Consider the following 13,074-nt stretch of genomic DNA (forward strand, 5'->3'; position numbering starts at 1 on the left):
GCATCCGCACATGACGACACGAGGAGCATTCCTGGGGGCCGGCACCGCCACGCTGGCCGCGGCGTCGGCGCTCGCCGGGACGCCGGCGACGGCGTTCGCCGCGAGCGGGCCATCGCCGTTCGACTTTCCGGCGATCGCCGCCGCGTTGGCGCGGCCGGCGACCCACCGGCAGGTCATCGGCACGGCGAAAGTGGCCGACGGCGACGTGCTGCACTATGCGCTCAACACGCTCAACGCCTACGACTTCGACTACGGCGAGCCCGGCGTGACGCACGTCGCGGCCGTGTGCTACGGCTCCGGCGTCGCCTTGCTCGTCGACGACGCGGCGTGGGCGAAGTATAAAATCGCGAGCATCCTGCAGCGCCGTGGCGACGCGGTGTCGCGGCCCGGGTCCGCGACGGCGAACCCGTTTCTGGCAGCGACCTCGTCGCTCGACCCGCACGACGCGCCGAGCGCGCCGCACGGGTTCTATCACGACGGCTCGCTGACGGCGCTGGCCAAGCGCGGCGCGTCGTTCTTCGCCTGCAACAACGCCCTGACCGGACTGGCGAACGCGATCGCGCTGACCTACAGCATCTCGAGCGACCCGGTCGAGGTCGTGCTGGCCGACCTGCGCCGGCATCTGGTCCCGGGCGCGCTGCTCGTTCCGGCCGGCGTCGCCGCCGTCAACCAGGCGCAAGAGGCGAAGTTCACCCTGTTCTTGGTGACCGCGTAGCGGTCGCGCCTACTGCGCGAGCACCGGGACGTCGCCGGTGTTCCCGGTCAGCAGCCGCACCGTGTCGAGCGACATCGCCAGCGAGGTCTTGAAGGCGCGTCCGAAGGTGTAGAGCGAGAGGCTGTAGGGATCGAGGCCCGGTGCGGTCGCATCCATGCGCACCAGCGCCAGCGGGACGTCGGGCGAGAGCCACAGCTCGAAGGTGTGCAGCCGTCCGTCCAGCGCGTGGTCGTAGCGGCCCGCGACGCGCGTCGTCGTCACCGTCGTGTTGCGCATCGTGAGGCGCTCGTGCCCGACGGCGGTGACCCGCGCCGGTCGCGGATCGTAGAGCGTCTTCGCGTCCAACAGCAGGAGCGGCGCCGCCGCCGGACCGACGCCGTCGCCCCAGCGGGTCATCATGTTGCTCGAACGGGCGACGTAGACCGCGGCCGCGTACGGCGTGAAGACGTTCGAAAAGTGCCGCTGGCTGAGGTAGATCTTCTTGAGCGTGTTGGGATTGCACGCGTGATCGCCGTTGCCGACCTGCGTCTCGACGTACCGGCGCGCGACGTCCCGGTCGTGCTCGTCGCCGAAGCCGATCTGCTTGTCGTACTGCGCGCCGAAGCCGAGCTCGTATTGCACGACGTCGCCGGCGGTCGCGCTCGGATAGGCGGCCAACAGACCGGCCAGGGTCACGCGTGTTCCCAGCCGCGGCGTCTGCGCCATCGCCCTGCCGCCGGCCGTCAGGGCCAGCGTCGCCGCCGTTCCGCCGATGAAGCTCGCTCGCCGCATGGCCGCGCCCTCCCGCGGCTTACGTTCCCGCGATCAGCGCCAGGTCCCGCTCGAGGACGTCGACCGGGATCGGGCCCTTGTAGTAGGCCCGGACCACGCCGCGGCGGTCGACGAAGATGCTGGTCGGGATCTGGTGTGCTCGGTAGCTCGCCTCCAACTGGCCCTGGTCGATTCCGAGCGGGTAGCGCATCCCCATCTGGTGCGCGAAGCGGCTGACGGTCTGGGGCGGCTCTTGCTCGTCGACGCCGAGGTACGCGACGCGCGGCCCGTAGCGCGCGTAGCTGCGCACGATGCCGGGCAGCTCGATGCGACACGGCCCGCACCAGCTGGCGAAGACGTTGATGAACAGTGGCCGGCCGCGAAAGCGACGCGCGCTGACCGGCGTGCCGTCGAGGCCGTCGACGACGAAGTTCGGCGCCGGCCGTCCGACCGCCGCGACCAGCGGCGCGGCGAACGCGACCTGCGCGGCGTCGGCGTTCACCCCAGATCCTCGCGGCGAATGCGCGTGTACTCCGGGCGGATCGCCGGCAACTGCACGAGCTTGGCGAGCGCGGCGTCGAAGTTGCGCTCGCGGGTGCGGTGGGTGAGGATGACGATGTCGGTCTCGCCGAGCGTGTCGCCCGGGCCTTGCTGCAGCATCGCGTCGATCGAGATGCCGGCGTCGGCCAGCGTGCGCGCGATGTCGGCCAGCACGCCGACCTGATCGGTGACGCGCACCCGCAGATAGTAGGACGTCTCGACGTCGCCGATCGGCAGGATGCGCACGTCGCTGAGCGACTCGGGCTGGAACGCCAGGTGCGGGACGCGCTCTTCCGGTTCGGCGCGCATCAGCCGGGTGACGTCGATGACGTCGGCCAGCACCGCCGACGCGGTCGGATCGGCGCCGGCACCGGCGCCGTAGTAGAGCGTGACGCCGGCGGCGTCGCCCTTCACGAGCACGGCGTTCATCGCGCCGTTGACGCTGGCGATGAGCCGTTCGGCCGGAATCAGCGTCGGATGGACCCGCAGCTCGATCCCCTCGGGCGTGCGTTTGGTGATCGCCAGCAGCTTGATGCGGTAGCCGAGCTCTTCGGCGTAGGTGATGTCGCGATCGGTCAGCTGCGTGATGCCTTCGACGTAGGCCTTGTCGAACTGCACCGGGATGCCGAACCCGATCGCCGAGAGCAGCGTGAGCTTGTGCGCCGCGTCAATCCCCGCGACGTCGAAGGTCGGATCCGCTTCGGCGTAGCCGAGGCGCTGCGCTTCGGCCAGCACGGTCGCGAACGGCAGCTTCTTGGCACGCATCTCGGAGAGGATGAAGTTGCTGGTACCGTTGACGATGCCGGCGATCCACTCGATGCGGTTGGCGGCCAAGCCTTCGCGGATGACCTTGATGGTCGGGATGCAGCCGGAGACGGCTCCTTCGAACGCGACCATCACGCCGTTGGCGCCGGCGGCGGCGAAGATCTCGTTGCCGTGGAGCGCGAGCAGCGCCTTGTTGGCGCTCACGACGTGCTTGCCGTGCGCGATCGCCGCCAGCACGGCGTCCTTGGCAACGGTCGTGCCGCCGATCACCTCGACGACGATGTCGATCGACGGATCCGCGACCGCGCGCACGAGATCGGTGACGATCGGGACGTCGGGTCCGACGACGGCGCGCGCCTTGGCCACGTCGCGCGCGCCGACCCAGGCGACCTCGATCCGTCGTCCGGCGCGCCGGGCGATCTCTTCACGATTGCGCTCGAGGACGCGATACGTACCGCCGCCGACGGTCCCGATCCCGAGCAGGCCGATTCGCACCGGTTGCATCGGGCGCTTCTTCCGGAGGCGACGCGGCCGACCTTGTTCAGCGTGCGAGGTGCTCGCCGAGCGCGTCCAGGAATGCGTCGGCGTCGAACAGCTCGCCCAGCGCGCGGGCACCCGGCGCGCCGGCGCCCGCGCACAGACGGGTCGCGGTTTCCACCACCAGCGGCGCGCTGACCGCGTAGATGTCGCGTCCGCGCACGCGCGCGCGGCGTTCGGCGCCGTCCTTGCGCGCGAGCGCTTCCAGCACGAAGCGTTGCGTGGAGCGCCCGCGTTCGTCGGCGGCGAGCGGCTCGGGCGTCGCGCCATCGCGCACGTCGCGCAGTGCGTTCTCGCTCAGGAAGCTGCGCAGCGTCGACACGTTGAGATGGTGCGCCATCAGGACGATCTCGCTGAACGGCATCGGCACCAGCTGCACGGTGCCGAACGGCGCGCCGGCGTCCCACCCGCCGTGCCTGCCGGGCTGCAGCACCGCCAGGGTTCCGTGCTCGCGAACCAAACGCGCGAACGCGTTGCGCGCGCCGGTCTCGCGGGTGCCGCGCGTCGGCCACCAGTGGTCGAGCGCGATCCGCAGCTCGACCTCGTCGGCTTGCGCCCAATCGCCCAGCGCGCTGGTCGCCACCAGATCGCCCAGGCCGCCGAAGAAGCCCGCGGCGGGCGCGAGCACGATGCCCGCCGCGCGCGCCGGCGCGTCGAACGCAAGGAAGGTCGAGAGCGCGCTCATCTGCTCGGCGGTCAGGTCGACGTAGTGGATGCGCGCGCGCAGGGCGGCAGCGATAACGGGCACGGCCGTGTCGAGGAACGGTCCGGCGCAGTGGATGACCGCGTCGGTGCCGGCGAGCGCGCGATCGAGCGCGAGCGGGTCGTCGATCGCCGCCACGCGGGTCTGCACGCCGGGCGCCGCGGCGAGCGCCGCCAGCTTGGCCGGGACACGGCCGATGGCCACGGCGGGGATGCCGCGCCGCACGAGCTCCGCCAGGACGAAGCGGCCGGTGTGTCCCGTCGCGCCGACGACTGCGATGGTCATGGAACCCTCCCGATACAGACCGGTCTGTTGCGCTGGAGCTTGCATTAAAACAGACAGGTCTGTATCATATCAAGCATGGCCACGACCGATCCGCGCGAGCGCATCCTCGCCACCGCCGCGGAGCTGTTCTATCGCGAGGGGGTCCACGCGGTCGGGGTCGACCGGGTCGTCGAGGTCGCCGGGGTCGCCAAGACGAGCCTGTACCGCCACTTCGGCACCAAGGACGAGCTGATCGCGGCCTTCCTGCGTCGCGAGGACGAGGACTTCTGGGCGCACTGGGACGCCGTCGCGCGCGCGCACGCGGGCGACCCGCACGCCGAGCTCGACGCGCACATGGCCTGGATCGGGGAGCGCCTCGCGCGGCCCAACTACCGCGGCTGTCCGCAGTTGAACGTCGCGGCCGAGTTCCCGGCCGCCGATCACCCCGCCCGCGTCGTCGCGGCCGCCCACAAACAGGCCCTGCGCGGGCGCCTCGAAGCGATCGCGCGCCGGCTCGAGGTCGCGCATCCCGCCGAGCTCGCCGCGCAGCTGCTGGTGCTGATCAACGGCGCCTTCGTCAGCGCGCAGGTGCTCGCGGCCGACGAGGCCACGCCGGTCCTGCGCGCCGCGGCTCAGGCGCTCGTCGCCGCCGCCCGCTGACGCGCCGCGAAGTCGACGTACCAGTCGAGCGCGCGCGGGTCCATCATCGCGTCGGGACTGGCGGCTTTGTCCGGCGGCGTCCCACCGAGGATGCGGCGGACCGGAATCTCCATCTTCTTGCCGGTCAGCGTGTAGGGGATCGCGTCGACGGCGTGCACCTCGTCGGGGACGTGGCGCGGGCTGCAGTCGGCGCGCAAGGTCGCCGCGATCCGCGCGCGCAGCTCGTCGTCGAGCACCGCGCCCGGCGCGAGCCGCACGAACAGCGGCATCCAGAACGCGCCGCCGGGCTGCTCGAGGCAGACGATCAGACTGTCCGCGATCGCGTCGAGCCGTTCGATGGCGCGATAGATCTCGGCCGAACCGATGCGCACGCCGAACCGGTTGAGCGTCGCGTCGGACCGGCCGTAGATGTACGCGCCGCCGCGCCGGTTGATCTTGATGAAGTCGCCGTGCCGCCACACGCCCGGGAAGCGCTCGAAGTACGTTTCGCGGTAGCGCCGGTCGCCGGGATCGTTCCAGAAGAAGAGCGGCATCGAGGGCGCGGGGCTGGTCACGACCAGCTCGCCGACCTCGTCGATCACTTCCTGGCCGTCCTCGTTCCAGGCGTGGACGTCCATGCCGAGCAGTCGCGCTTGGATCTCGCCCGCGCGCACCGGCAGCATCGGCGTACCGCCGACCAGGCCCGCGCACAGCTCGGTCCCGCCCGAGGGTGAGGTCACGGCGAGATCGGCCTTGACGTTCTGGTAGAACCACGCGGTCGATTCCGGCGTCACCGGCGAGCCGGTCAGCAGCACGCCGCGCAGCGCGGAGAGATCGAAGCGCTCGCGCGGCACGATGCCGGCTTTCTGCATGATCTGCACGTAGGTCGGGCTGGCGCCGAAGGTGGTCGCGCGGCTTTGTTCCGCGAGTCGCCAGAGCAGCTCCGGTCCCGGATACGCCGGATGACCGTCGTAGAGCACGATCGACGAGCCGGCCAACAGCGCCGAGCACAGCGCGTTGAACATCATCCAGCCGGTCGTGGTGTAGAAGAACATCCGCGTCGCGGGGCTGAGGTCTTGCGCCAGCACCGTGCTCTTGAGGTGCTCGGCGACCAGGCCGGCATGACCGTGCACGATCGCCTTCGGCAAGCCGGTCGTGCCGGACGAGAACAGGATCCACAGCGGGTGCTGCGCGTCGACGCGCTCGAACGCGAACGCGTCGGCCGCGACCGGCGCGCCGGCGAGCAGCTCGTCCCAGCGCAGCGCACCGTCGACCGGCGGCGTGGTCGCGTCGGGGCGCAGGTACGGCAGCCACACCACCGTCCGGACCGTCGGCAGCTCGGCGAGGATGGTGCGAATCTCGGCGGCGCGATCGAAGTCCTTGCCGCCGAAACGGTACCCGTCGGCGACCAGCAGCACGGCCGGCTCGATCTGCGCGAAGCGGTCGATGACGGTGCGCGCGCCGAACTCCGGCGCCGCCGACGACCAGACCGCGCCGATCGCGATCGTCGCCAGCATCGCGACCACCGTCTCGGGAATCGTCGGCATGTACGCCGCGACGCGGTCGCCGGGCTGCACGCCCAGCGCGCGCAGGTGCGTCGCGACCTGTCGCACCTGCGCCGCCAGCTCGTGCCAGGTCGTCGTCGCCAGCGGGCGCAGCTCGGAGCTGTGCACGAGCGCCACCTCGTCGGCGGGCGCGCTCTCGGCGCGGCGCAACGCGTGCTCGGCGTAGTTGACGCGCGAGCCGGCGAACCAGATCGCGCCGGGCATCGTGCGGCGGTCGACGACCTGCGCGTACGGCGCGTCGGAGCGGATCGCGAAGAACGCCCAGATCGCGCTCCAGAAACCGTCGAGGTCGGTCACCGACCAGCGCCAGAGCTCTTCGTACGACGCGACGCGCACGCCGCGTTCGGCGGCCAGCCAGCGCACGAATCGTGCGACCTGGCTGGCCTCCACCGCCGCGGGGTCCGGGGTCCAGAGGAGCGTCCCTTCCGTCATCGGGACCCGGACTTCGCGGCGGTCGGGGTTGTTACTGCGCCGACGCGGTGGTCGCGGGCAGTGCGTAGGTGAAGACGGCCGAGGTCGGCGGAACGTTCTTCAGCCACGGGGTGAACGGCAGGAAGACGAGCGGGAAGACGCCGCCCTGTCCGACCGATACCGCGATGTACTGCTTGCCGCCGAGCAGGTAGCTGATCGGCGGAGCGGTGATGCCGCTGCCGGTCGGCGCCGACCACAGCTCCTTGCCGGTTAGCTCGTCGAACGCGTCGAGCTTGCCGTCCATCTCGCCGACGAAGACGAGCCCGCCCTTCGTGGCGAGCGCGCCGCCGAACGCCGGCGAGCGGAAGTGGTGTTTCCACACCTTCGTGCCGGTGGTCAGATCCCAGGCCGAGATGCTGCCGGCGAACGCGCCCGGTCCGCCCGGCAGGCCGCCGAAGTTCAGCGCGCCTTTCTTCGGGTGCAAGTCGACGGTCTTCTCGGGCGTGACCGTCTGCCAGCTCTCCAGGGCCGGAACGAACAACAGGTGATGGACCGGATCGTATGCGGGCGGCTCCCAGTTCGCGCCGCCGATCACGGCCGGGTAGAGCGCGAACGGCTTGTGCGCCTTCGCGGTCGCGAGCTGTTGCCGGTTGATGGTGATGACGCCGTCGCGCGAGACGCTGGCCCAGTTGACCTTGTCCAGGTACTGCACCGCGTACACCAGCTTGCCGGTATGGCGGTTGAGCACGTAGAGGTAGCCGTTGCGATCGGCTTGCACCAGCGCGGGAACCCGCTTGCCGGCGATCGGAATGTCGGCCAGCACCGGTTGCCCGACCGCATCGTAGTCGTAGAAGTTGTGCGGGGTGAACTGGTAGTACCACTTCATCGCGCCGGTGTCGGCGTTGAGCGCCAGCATCGAGCTGGTGTAGAGCAGCGAACCCTTGATGCCGTTGGGATCCCAGTCGGGATTCGGATTGCCCACGCCCCAGTAGAGGGTGTTCGTCTTGGCGTCGTACGCGCCCGGCAGCCAGGTCGCGCCGCCGCCGCGTTCCGCGTTGCCCGGGATACCCCAGGTGTCGTAGCCCGGCTCGCCCTTGGACGGGATCGTGTAGTGCTTCCAGAGCAGCTTGCCGGTCGCGCCGTCGTACGCCGCGATGAAGCAGCGGGTCGGGAACTCACCGCCGCCGACGCCGGTGATCAGCATGTTCTTGACCGGCAGCGGTGGGCTGGTGATCGTGTAGGCGTCGTTGACGTTGGCGACCGTCGTGTTCCACACGACCTTGCCGGTCTTCTGGTCGAGTGCGACCAGATGCGCGTCGAGCGTGCCCATCACGACGGTGTTGCCGAACGGCGTCACGCCGCGGTTGTCGTAGTTGCAGCACGAGTGCGGGAACGCGGCCGGCGAGAGCGGATAGACGTAGCTCCACAGCTTCTTGCCGGTCTTCGCGTCGAGCGCGTAGACGGCGGATTTGCCGGTCGTCACGAACATCACGCCGTGGATGACGATCGGCGTGGCTTCCATGCCGATCGGCGGACCCAAGACGTTCTTCCACGCCGTTCCGAGCGTGTTGACGTTCGCGGTCGAGATCTGGGTGAGCGGACTATAGCGGTGGCCCGAGAGCGTGCGGGCGTAGACCGGCCAGGTGGCGCCGTCGCCGCTGGTGGTCTGCGCGAGCGCGCTGCCGGCGGGGACGAGCAGCGCGCCGGCGATCACGGTGGAGAGAACGGATCGTAGGAGTGATGCGGTCACACGATTCTCCCTGATAGAACGAGTGCGCGGCGAGCGGGCCGTGAGTGAAACCCGTCACCGCCGGCTGCCGCAGGAAGAGGAAACTTCCTTCGCCGGATGCCTTCGCGTCGAAGAGGGCGGCTCCCCCGCACGGCGTACAAGGGCGCGGTGCATCGCTCGTTCGTGCCCCTGACGGCGCTGGGCGCCGTCCTGCTCTCGGCCGCCGCGCTCGCCGCGACGCCCGCGCCCGCTCCGTACACGGCCGCGCAAGCGGCGCAGGGTGCCAAACTGTTCGCCGCCCGCTGCAGCACGTGTCACGGCGCCCAACTGCAAGGTGTGAGCGCACCCTCACTGCTGAGCGCGAACGTGGCCGGGTCCCCGAGCGCGTCCGAAGTGTACGCCGTCCTTTCGACCCAGATGCCGGCCGACGCGCCGGGTTCACTCAAACCGGCGTCATACGCGGCGATCATGGCGTTCTTGCTGAAGGCGAACCACCATCCGGCGAGCGGCACCTCGCCGCTCACGGACGCAAAAGCGAAGGCGCTCACGTTGCCGTACTAGCCGCGGCTGGGTACGCCGACTGCATGCGTTCTGTGAAAATCCCCACGATGCGAGCACTCGCCGTTGCCGCGGCCCTGGCCGCGGCGCCGTCGGTCGCGTTCGCGCAAACGACGATCTTCACGCAAGATCCGCCGCCGAAGGCCGTGCAGCAAGCCGCGCAGCGATCCGCGACGCAGCCAACCGCGATGAAGAAGAAGGCCCCCGCGAAGGCGACGACGACCGCCAAGGCGCGCACCGCCGCGAAGGCGGCGCGCCCCGCGAGCGGTTAGAGCAGCTTCGCCAAGTTGGCGGCGAACTCGGCGACGGTCTTCTTGGCGACGCCCTCGATGAGGCGGCCGCCGACCGTCGCCACGATGCCGCTGATCTGCGCGTCGGTGTGCAGGGTGACGTGCGTTTTCCCGCCGGTGTCGGTCGCCTGCGAGACGACGCTGGCCTTGACGCCGCCGCGCCCCCGCGACTCATTGCCCTGCACGCGCAAGCGTGCGGTGTGCGTCGCCTCGTCGAACTCCTCGACGTAGATCGTCGCGCCGTAGTCGACCGCGACCGGGCCCGCCTTGACCTTGACCGTCGCCTTGTACGTCTTGTCGTCGACGACGTCGGTGATCTTGGCGTTGGGGATGCAGCTCGCGACCTTGGTGACGTCCTTGAGCAGCGGCCAAACTTTGTCGACCGGGGCATCGACGTCGAACGAGTCGTCGATGATCATGACAGGCTGACCGTCGAGCGCGGGACGTGCACGGGCAAACTCCCTTCGGAGAGGCGGCCGCCGCTGCGACCCTCGCGCAGGGCGACGATCTCGGCGGCGATCGAGATCGCGGTCTCTTCCGGCGTGCGCGCCCCGATGTCCAGGCCGATCGGCGCGCTGACGCGCGCGATGTCGGCTTCGCCGATCCCGGCCGCGCGCAGCGCTGCGAGCCGGTTGGCGTGGGTGCGGCGGCTGCCCATGGCACCGATGTAGCCGGCGCTGGTGCGCACGGCGACCTCCAGCAGCGGGATGTCGAACTTGACGTCGTGCGTGAGCACGATCAGCGCGCTGCGTTCGTCGACGCGCGCGCCGCGCAGGTACTCGTCGGGCCACGCGACGACGATCTCGTCGGCGTCCGGGATGCGCTGCTTGGTGGCGAAGATCGGCCGGGCGTCGACGACGACGACGCGATAGCCCAGGTATTTGCCGATGCGCGCCATCGCGCGCGAGAAGTCGATCGCGCCGAAGATGTACATGCTCGGTGCCGGCGCGTAGGCGGCGATGAAGACGCGCACCTCCATGCCGATCGGCTCGCCGTCCTCGCCGAAGCTGCGCAGCGTGTTCTGCCCCAGCGCGAGCTGGGCGCGCGCTTCGGCGACGGCCGCTTCGTTCAGCCCCCTGGTCCCCAGATCGCCGAACACCTCGTCCTTGAAGACGAGTAGCTTGGCGCCGGCGTGCTCGCCGTCCAACCGCGTGACCAGCGCGACCGGCGTGTCGGTGCGCAGCGCGGCCGCGAAGCGGTCGAAGATCACCAGTCCAACCGTTCGACGAAGACGTGGATGGTGCCGCCGCAGGTCAATCCGACCGAGATCGCGTCGGCGTCGCTGATGCCGTAGGTCACCAGGCGCGGGCGGCCGGTCGCGATCGCGTCCTGCGCCTCTTCGTAGACGGCCGACTCGACGCACCCGCCGCTGACCGAGCCGGCGACCTCGCCGCGCTCGTTGACGGCCAGCGCCGAGCCGGGATCGCGCGGCGCGGAGCGCTCGACCCCGACGACGGTCGCGATCGCGACCCGCTGGCCTTCCCCTCGCCAGCGCTCGATCGCGTCCAGCACGTCGGTCATACGGTGGTTCTCCCTTCGATGGCGTCGGCCACGGCGTCCAACGTCCGCACGTTATGACCCGAGACGAAGGCGTCGAGATACGGCAGAGCGGCCGCCATCCCGCGCGCCAACGGCTCGTACGCCGGATGCCGCTTGTGCGGGTTGACCCACACGATGCGGCGGGTCAGCCGGCGCAGGCGCTCCATCTCTCGGCGCACGAGCTCGGGGTCCTCTCGCTCCCACCCGTCGGAGAGGATGACGACCGTGCCGCCGCGGGCGAGGCCGCGCTGGGCGTAGCCGTCGTTGAAGGCGCGCAGCGCGGCGCCGATGCGCGTGCCGCCGCCGAAGTCGCGGATCGTCTGGGCCAGCGTCGCCATCAGCCGGCGGTCGTCGGCCCGGCGCAGCGAGGGCGCCAGGTCGGTCAGCCGGGTCGCGAACGCGAAGGCGCGCACGCGCGGCCGCGCGATCGCGTTGACGCGCGCGTACTGCAAGAGCGCGCGCGCGAACGGTTCCATCGAGCCGGAGACGTCGAGCAGGAAGACCAGCGGGCGCAGCGTGTGGCGGCGCGCGGTCGCGCGGCGCCGCAGCAGCTCGCCGTGCGTGCGCGCCGCGCCGCGCAGCGTGCCGCGAAAGTCGAACCGGTCGCCGCCGCGGCTGGCGCGGCGGCGGCGCGACTCGCGCGCCTCGGCGGCGACGCGCACGCGCGAGATCAGCCGCAGGATGGCGGCCTGCTCGTCGGCGCTGAGCGCTTCGAAGTCGCGTTCGGCCAGCCGTTCGTCGGAGGCGGCCAGCACCCACTGCTCGGGCGCTCGGCGCGCGTCCTCACCCTGCGCGCGGTCCTCGGACGGCGCGGGCGGCAGCGAGGGCCGCCGCGCCGCGTCCTCGGGCAGCGGCGGGGGCGCCGGGACCGACTCGGTCAGCCGGCGCAGCGCGTCGTCGTCGCCGGGCGCGAAGCAGCGCACGAACGCGGCGTGAAAGCGCTCGAGATCGTCGATCGAGGGCAGCATCGCCGCGCGGGCGCGCCAATAGAGATCGGCCGTCGAGCGCGGCGGCAGGGCGTGCAGCACCTCGGCGAAGGTCAACGCGCGGCGCGCGCCGGCCACCACGCCTTGGGCCCGCAGCGCGCCGTCGAAGGCGGCCGCCAGCGCGGCGGCGTCGCTCACGCCGCGCCTTCGCCGCGCGCGCGAGCGATGATCGCGCCGGCCACGCTGCGCGCCAGCGCGACGTCCTCGGGATACTTGAGCACCGCGCCCAGCGAGGGCTCGAAGACCTCGGCGTCGAGCCGGTTCGCGCCGAGCAGCTGCAGGGTCTGCGCCCAGTCGAGCGACTCGGCGATCCCGGGCGGCTTACGCAAGCCTTGCTCGCGCAGCGCCGCGGTGCCGCGCGCGACGTCGGCGGCCAGTTCGGGTGCGACCGCGGGCAAGTGCAGGCGCAAGATCTCCAGCTCGCGGGCGACCGACGGATGTCCGATCCAGTGGTAGAAGCAGCGCCGCTTGAGCGCGTCGTGCAGGTCGCGGGTGCGATTCGAGGTCAGCACGACGATCGGCCGGTGGACCGCGGCGATCGTCCCGCGTTCCGGGATCGTGATCGCGTAGTCGGACAAGAACTCGAGCAGGAACGCTTCGAACTCGTCGTCGGCGCGGTCGATCTCGTCCACCAGCAGAACGATGCCGCGCTCGCGGTTCGCCCCCAGCGCGGCGAGCAGCGGCCGGCGAATCAAGAAATCGTCGGCATACAGATCGGGCGGCCGTTCGTGCGCGCCTTCGGCGCTGCGGATCGCCAGCAGCTGCTTGCCGTAGTTCCAGTCGTAGGCCGCGCTGGCCAGGTCCAGGCCCTCGTAGCACTGCAGGCGCAGCAGCTGCGCGTCGAAGACGCGAGCCAGCGCGCGCGCCGCGTCGGTCTTGCCCACGCCCGCGTCGCCCTCCAACAGGACGCCGCGTTCGAGGCTGACCGCGCAGGCGAGGGCGGTCGCCAGGCCCACGTCCGCGACGTACCCGGCCTGCAACAGACGGTGACGGAGGTCCTCGACGTCGACCGCGTGCGCCATGCGCGAGGCTTCGCAGCCGCCCGGACCGATCCTGGAATCCGCTTGCTTCATGCATGCCGCT

Annotated in this window: 15 protein-coding genes; 4 read left to right on the plus strand and 11 right to left on the minus strand. The window is 71.1% G+C overall.

Features of this window, described 5'->3' with window-relative positions:
* The first annotated feature begins 10 nt into the window (after positions 1 to 10).
* Positions 11 to 715 (plus strand): hypothetical protein, encoded by a 705-nt coding sequence (locus VMD91_15250; protein HTW85424.1) that lies wholly within the window; start codon positions 11 to 13, stop codon positions 713 to 715.
* 9 nt (positions 716 to 724) lie between these two features.
* Here the strand turns inward: VMD91_15250 and VMD91_15255 are convergent, their stop codons facing one another.
* Genes VMD91_15255 through VMD91_15270 form a run of 4 tightly spaced genes read right to left on the minus strand, consistent with a single transcriptional unit; the run spans position 725 to position 4,295 of the window.
* Positions 725 to 1,486 (minus strand): hypothetical protein, encoded by a 762-nt coding sequence (locus VMD91_15255; GenBank protein HTW85425.1) that lies wholly within the window; start codon positions 1,484 to 1,486, stop codon positions 725 to 727.
* Between the two features lie 19 nt (positions 1,487 to 1,505).
* Positions 1,506 to 1,967 (minus strand): TlpA disulfide reductase family protein, encoded by a 462-nt coding sequence (locus tag VMD91_15260; protein HTW85426.1) that lies wholly within the window; start codon positions 1,965 to 1,967, stop codon positions 1,506 to 1,508.
* Positions 1,964 to 3,274 (minus strand): homoserine dehydrogenase, encoded by a 1,311-nt coding sequence (locus VMD91_15265; GenBank protein ID HTW85427.1) that lies wholly within the window; start codon positions 3,272 to 3,274, stop codon positions 1,964 to 1,966. The genes VMD91_15260 and VMD91_15265 overlap by 4 nt, the downstream gene beginning before the upstream one ends.
* Before the next feature lie 37 nt (positions 3,275 to 3,311).
* Positions 3,312 to 4,295, minus strand: a complete 984-nt coding sequence (locus tag VMD91_15270; GenBank protein HTW85428.1) for a saccharopine dehydrogenase NADP-binding domain-containing protein — start codon at positions 4,293 to 4,295, stop codon at positions 3,312 to 3,314.
* Positions 4,296 to 4,370: 75 nt separating this feature from the next.
* On the opposite strand from VMD91_15270, the gene VMD91_15275 reads away from it, so the two are divergent.
* A complete protein-coding gene (locus VMD91_15275; GenBank protein HTW85429.1) occupies positions 4,371 to 4,934 on the plus strand; it encodes a helix-turn-helix domain-containing protein in 564 nt (187 codons plus the stop codon).
* Here VMD91_15275 and VMD91_15280 read toward each other — a convergent pair.
* Both VMD91_15280 and VMD91_15285 read right to left on the minus strand, forming a co-directional pair.
* Positions 4,907 to 6,910, minus strand: coding sequence for an acetoacetate--CoA ligase (locus VMD91_15280; GenBank protein HTW85430.1), 2,004 nt, complete (start codon positions 6,908 to 6,910; stop codon positions 4,907 to 4,909). The two genes, VMD91_15275 and VMD91_15280, sit on opposite strands and share 28 nt — an antisense overlap.
* Before the next feature lie 31 nt (positions 6,911 to 6,941).
* Entirely contained in the window at positions 6,942 to 8,603 is a 1,662-nt protein-coding gene (locus tag VMD91_15285) for a PQQ-dependent dehydrogenase, methanol/ethanol family (protein HTW85431.1), read from the minus strand.
* A 183-nt stretch (positions 8,604 to 8,786) separates the two neighbouring features.
* Between VMD91_15285 and VMD91_15290 the strand changes: the two genes are divergently transcribed.
* Both VMD91_15290 and VMD91_15295 read left to right on the plus strand, forming a co-directional pair.
* Positions 8,787 to 9,179 (plus strand): c-type cytochrome, encoded by a 393-nt coding sequence (locus VMD91_15290; GenBank protein HTW85432.1) that lies wholly within the window; start codon positions 8,787 to 8,789, stop codon positions 9,177 to 9,179.
* A gap of 23 nt (positions 9,180 to 9,202) precedes the next feature.
* Positions 9,203 to 9,448, plus strand: a complete 246-nt coding sequence (locus VMD91_15295; GenBank protein HTW85433.1) for a hypothetical protein — start codon at positions 9,203 to 9,205, stop codon at positions 9,446 to 9,448.
* Here VMD91_15295 and VMD91_15300 read toward each other — a convergent pair.
* The 5 genes from VMD91_15300 to VMD91_15320 are packed head-to-tail and all read right to left on the minus strand — an operon-like array spanning position 9,445 to position 13,013.
* Entirely contained in the window at positions 9,445 to 9,885 is a 441-nt protein-coding gene (locus tag VMD91_15300) for an SRPBCC family protein (GenBank protein HTW85434.1), read from the minus strand. The genes VMD91_15295 and VMD91_15300 overlap by 4 nt on opposite strands.
* Entirely contained in the window at positions 9,882 to 10,676 is a 795-nt protein-coding gene (locus VMD91_15305; protein HTW85435.1) for an XdhC/CoxI family protein, read from the minus strand. The genes VMD91_15300 and VMD91_15305 overlap by 4 nt, the downstream gene beginning before the upstream one ends.
* Positions 10,673 to 10,987 carry an XdhC family protein gene (locus VMD91_15310; GenBank protein HTW85436.1) on the minus strand — a complete coding sequence of 105 codons (315 nt, stop codon included), beginning with the start codon at positions 10,985 to 10,987 and terminating at the stop codon, positions 10,673 to 10,675. Before VMD91_15310 ends, VMD91_15305 begins: the two co-directional genes overlap by 4 nt.
* On the minus strand, positions 10,984 to 12,129 hold the full coding sequence (locus tag VMD91_15315) for a VWA domain-containing protein (GenBank protein HTW85437.1): 1,146 nt from the start codon (positions 12,127 to 12,129) through the stop codon (positions 10,984 to 10,986). The genes VMD91_15310 and VMD91_15315 overlap by 4 nt, the downstream gene beginning before the upstream one ends.
* Complete coding sequence (locus VMD91_15320) at positions 12,126 to 13,013, minus strand: MoxR family ATPase (GenBank protein ID HTW85438.1); 888 nt, start codon at positions 13,011 to 13,013, stop codon at positions 12,126 to 12,128. The genes VMD91_15315 and VMD91_15320 overlap by 4 nt, the downstream gene beginning before the upstream one ends.
* Positions 13,014 to 13,074: the final 61 nt, after the last annotated feature.

This window comes from Candidatus Sulfotelmatobacter sp. (assembly GCA_035504415.1).
Taxonomy (GTDB): Bacteria; Vulcanimicrobiota; Vulcanimicrobiia; order Vulcanimicrobiales; family Vulcanimicrobiaceae; genus Vulcanimicrobium.

What these genes read in the sequence shown, in the direction of transcription:
- VMD91_15250 (HTW85424.1), top strand. Translation starts at nt 11, where the DNA reads ATGACGACACGAGGAGCATTCCTGGGGGCCGGCACCGCCACGCTGGCC.
- VMD91_15255 (HTW85425.1), bottom strand. Translation starts at nt 1,486, where the DNA reads ATGCGGCGAGCGAGCTTCATCGGCGGAACGGCGGCGACGCTGGCCCTG.
- VMD91_15265 (HTW85427.1), bottom strand. Translation starts at nt 3,274, where the DNA reads ATGCAACCGGTGCGAATCGGCCTGCTCGGGATCGGGACCGTCGGCGGC.
- VMD91_15270 (HTW85428.1), bottom strand. Translation starts at nt 4,295, where the DNA reads ATGACCATCGCAGTCGTCGGCGCGACGGGACACACCGGCCGCTTCGTC.
- VMD91_15275 (HTW85429.1), top strand. Translation starts at nt 4,371, where the DNA reads ATGGCCACGACCGATCCGCGCGAGCGCATCCTCGCCACCGCCGCGGAG.
- VMD91_15280 (HTW85430.1), bottom strand. Translation starts at nt 6,910, where the DNA reads ATGACGGAAGGGACGCTCCTCTGGACCCCGGACCCCGCGGCGGTGGAG.
- VMD91_15295 (HTW85433.1), top strand. Translation starts at nt 9,203, where the DNA reads ATGCGTTCTGTGAAAATCCCCACGATGCGAGCACTCGCCGTTGCCGCG.
- VMD91_15300 (HTW85434.1), bottom strand. Translation starts at nt 9,885, where the DNA reads ATGATCATCGACGACTCGTTCGACGTCGATGCCCCGGTCGACAAAGTT.
- VMD91_15310 (HTW85436.1), bottom strand. Translation starts at nt 10,987, where the DNA reads ATGACCGACGTGCTGGACGCGATCGAGCGCTGGCGAGGGGAAGGCCAG.
- VMD91_15320 (HTW85438.1), bottom strand. Translation starts at nt 13,013, where the DNA reads ATGGCGCACGCGGTCGACGTCGAGGACCTCCGTCACCGTCTGTTGCAG.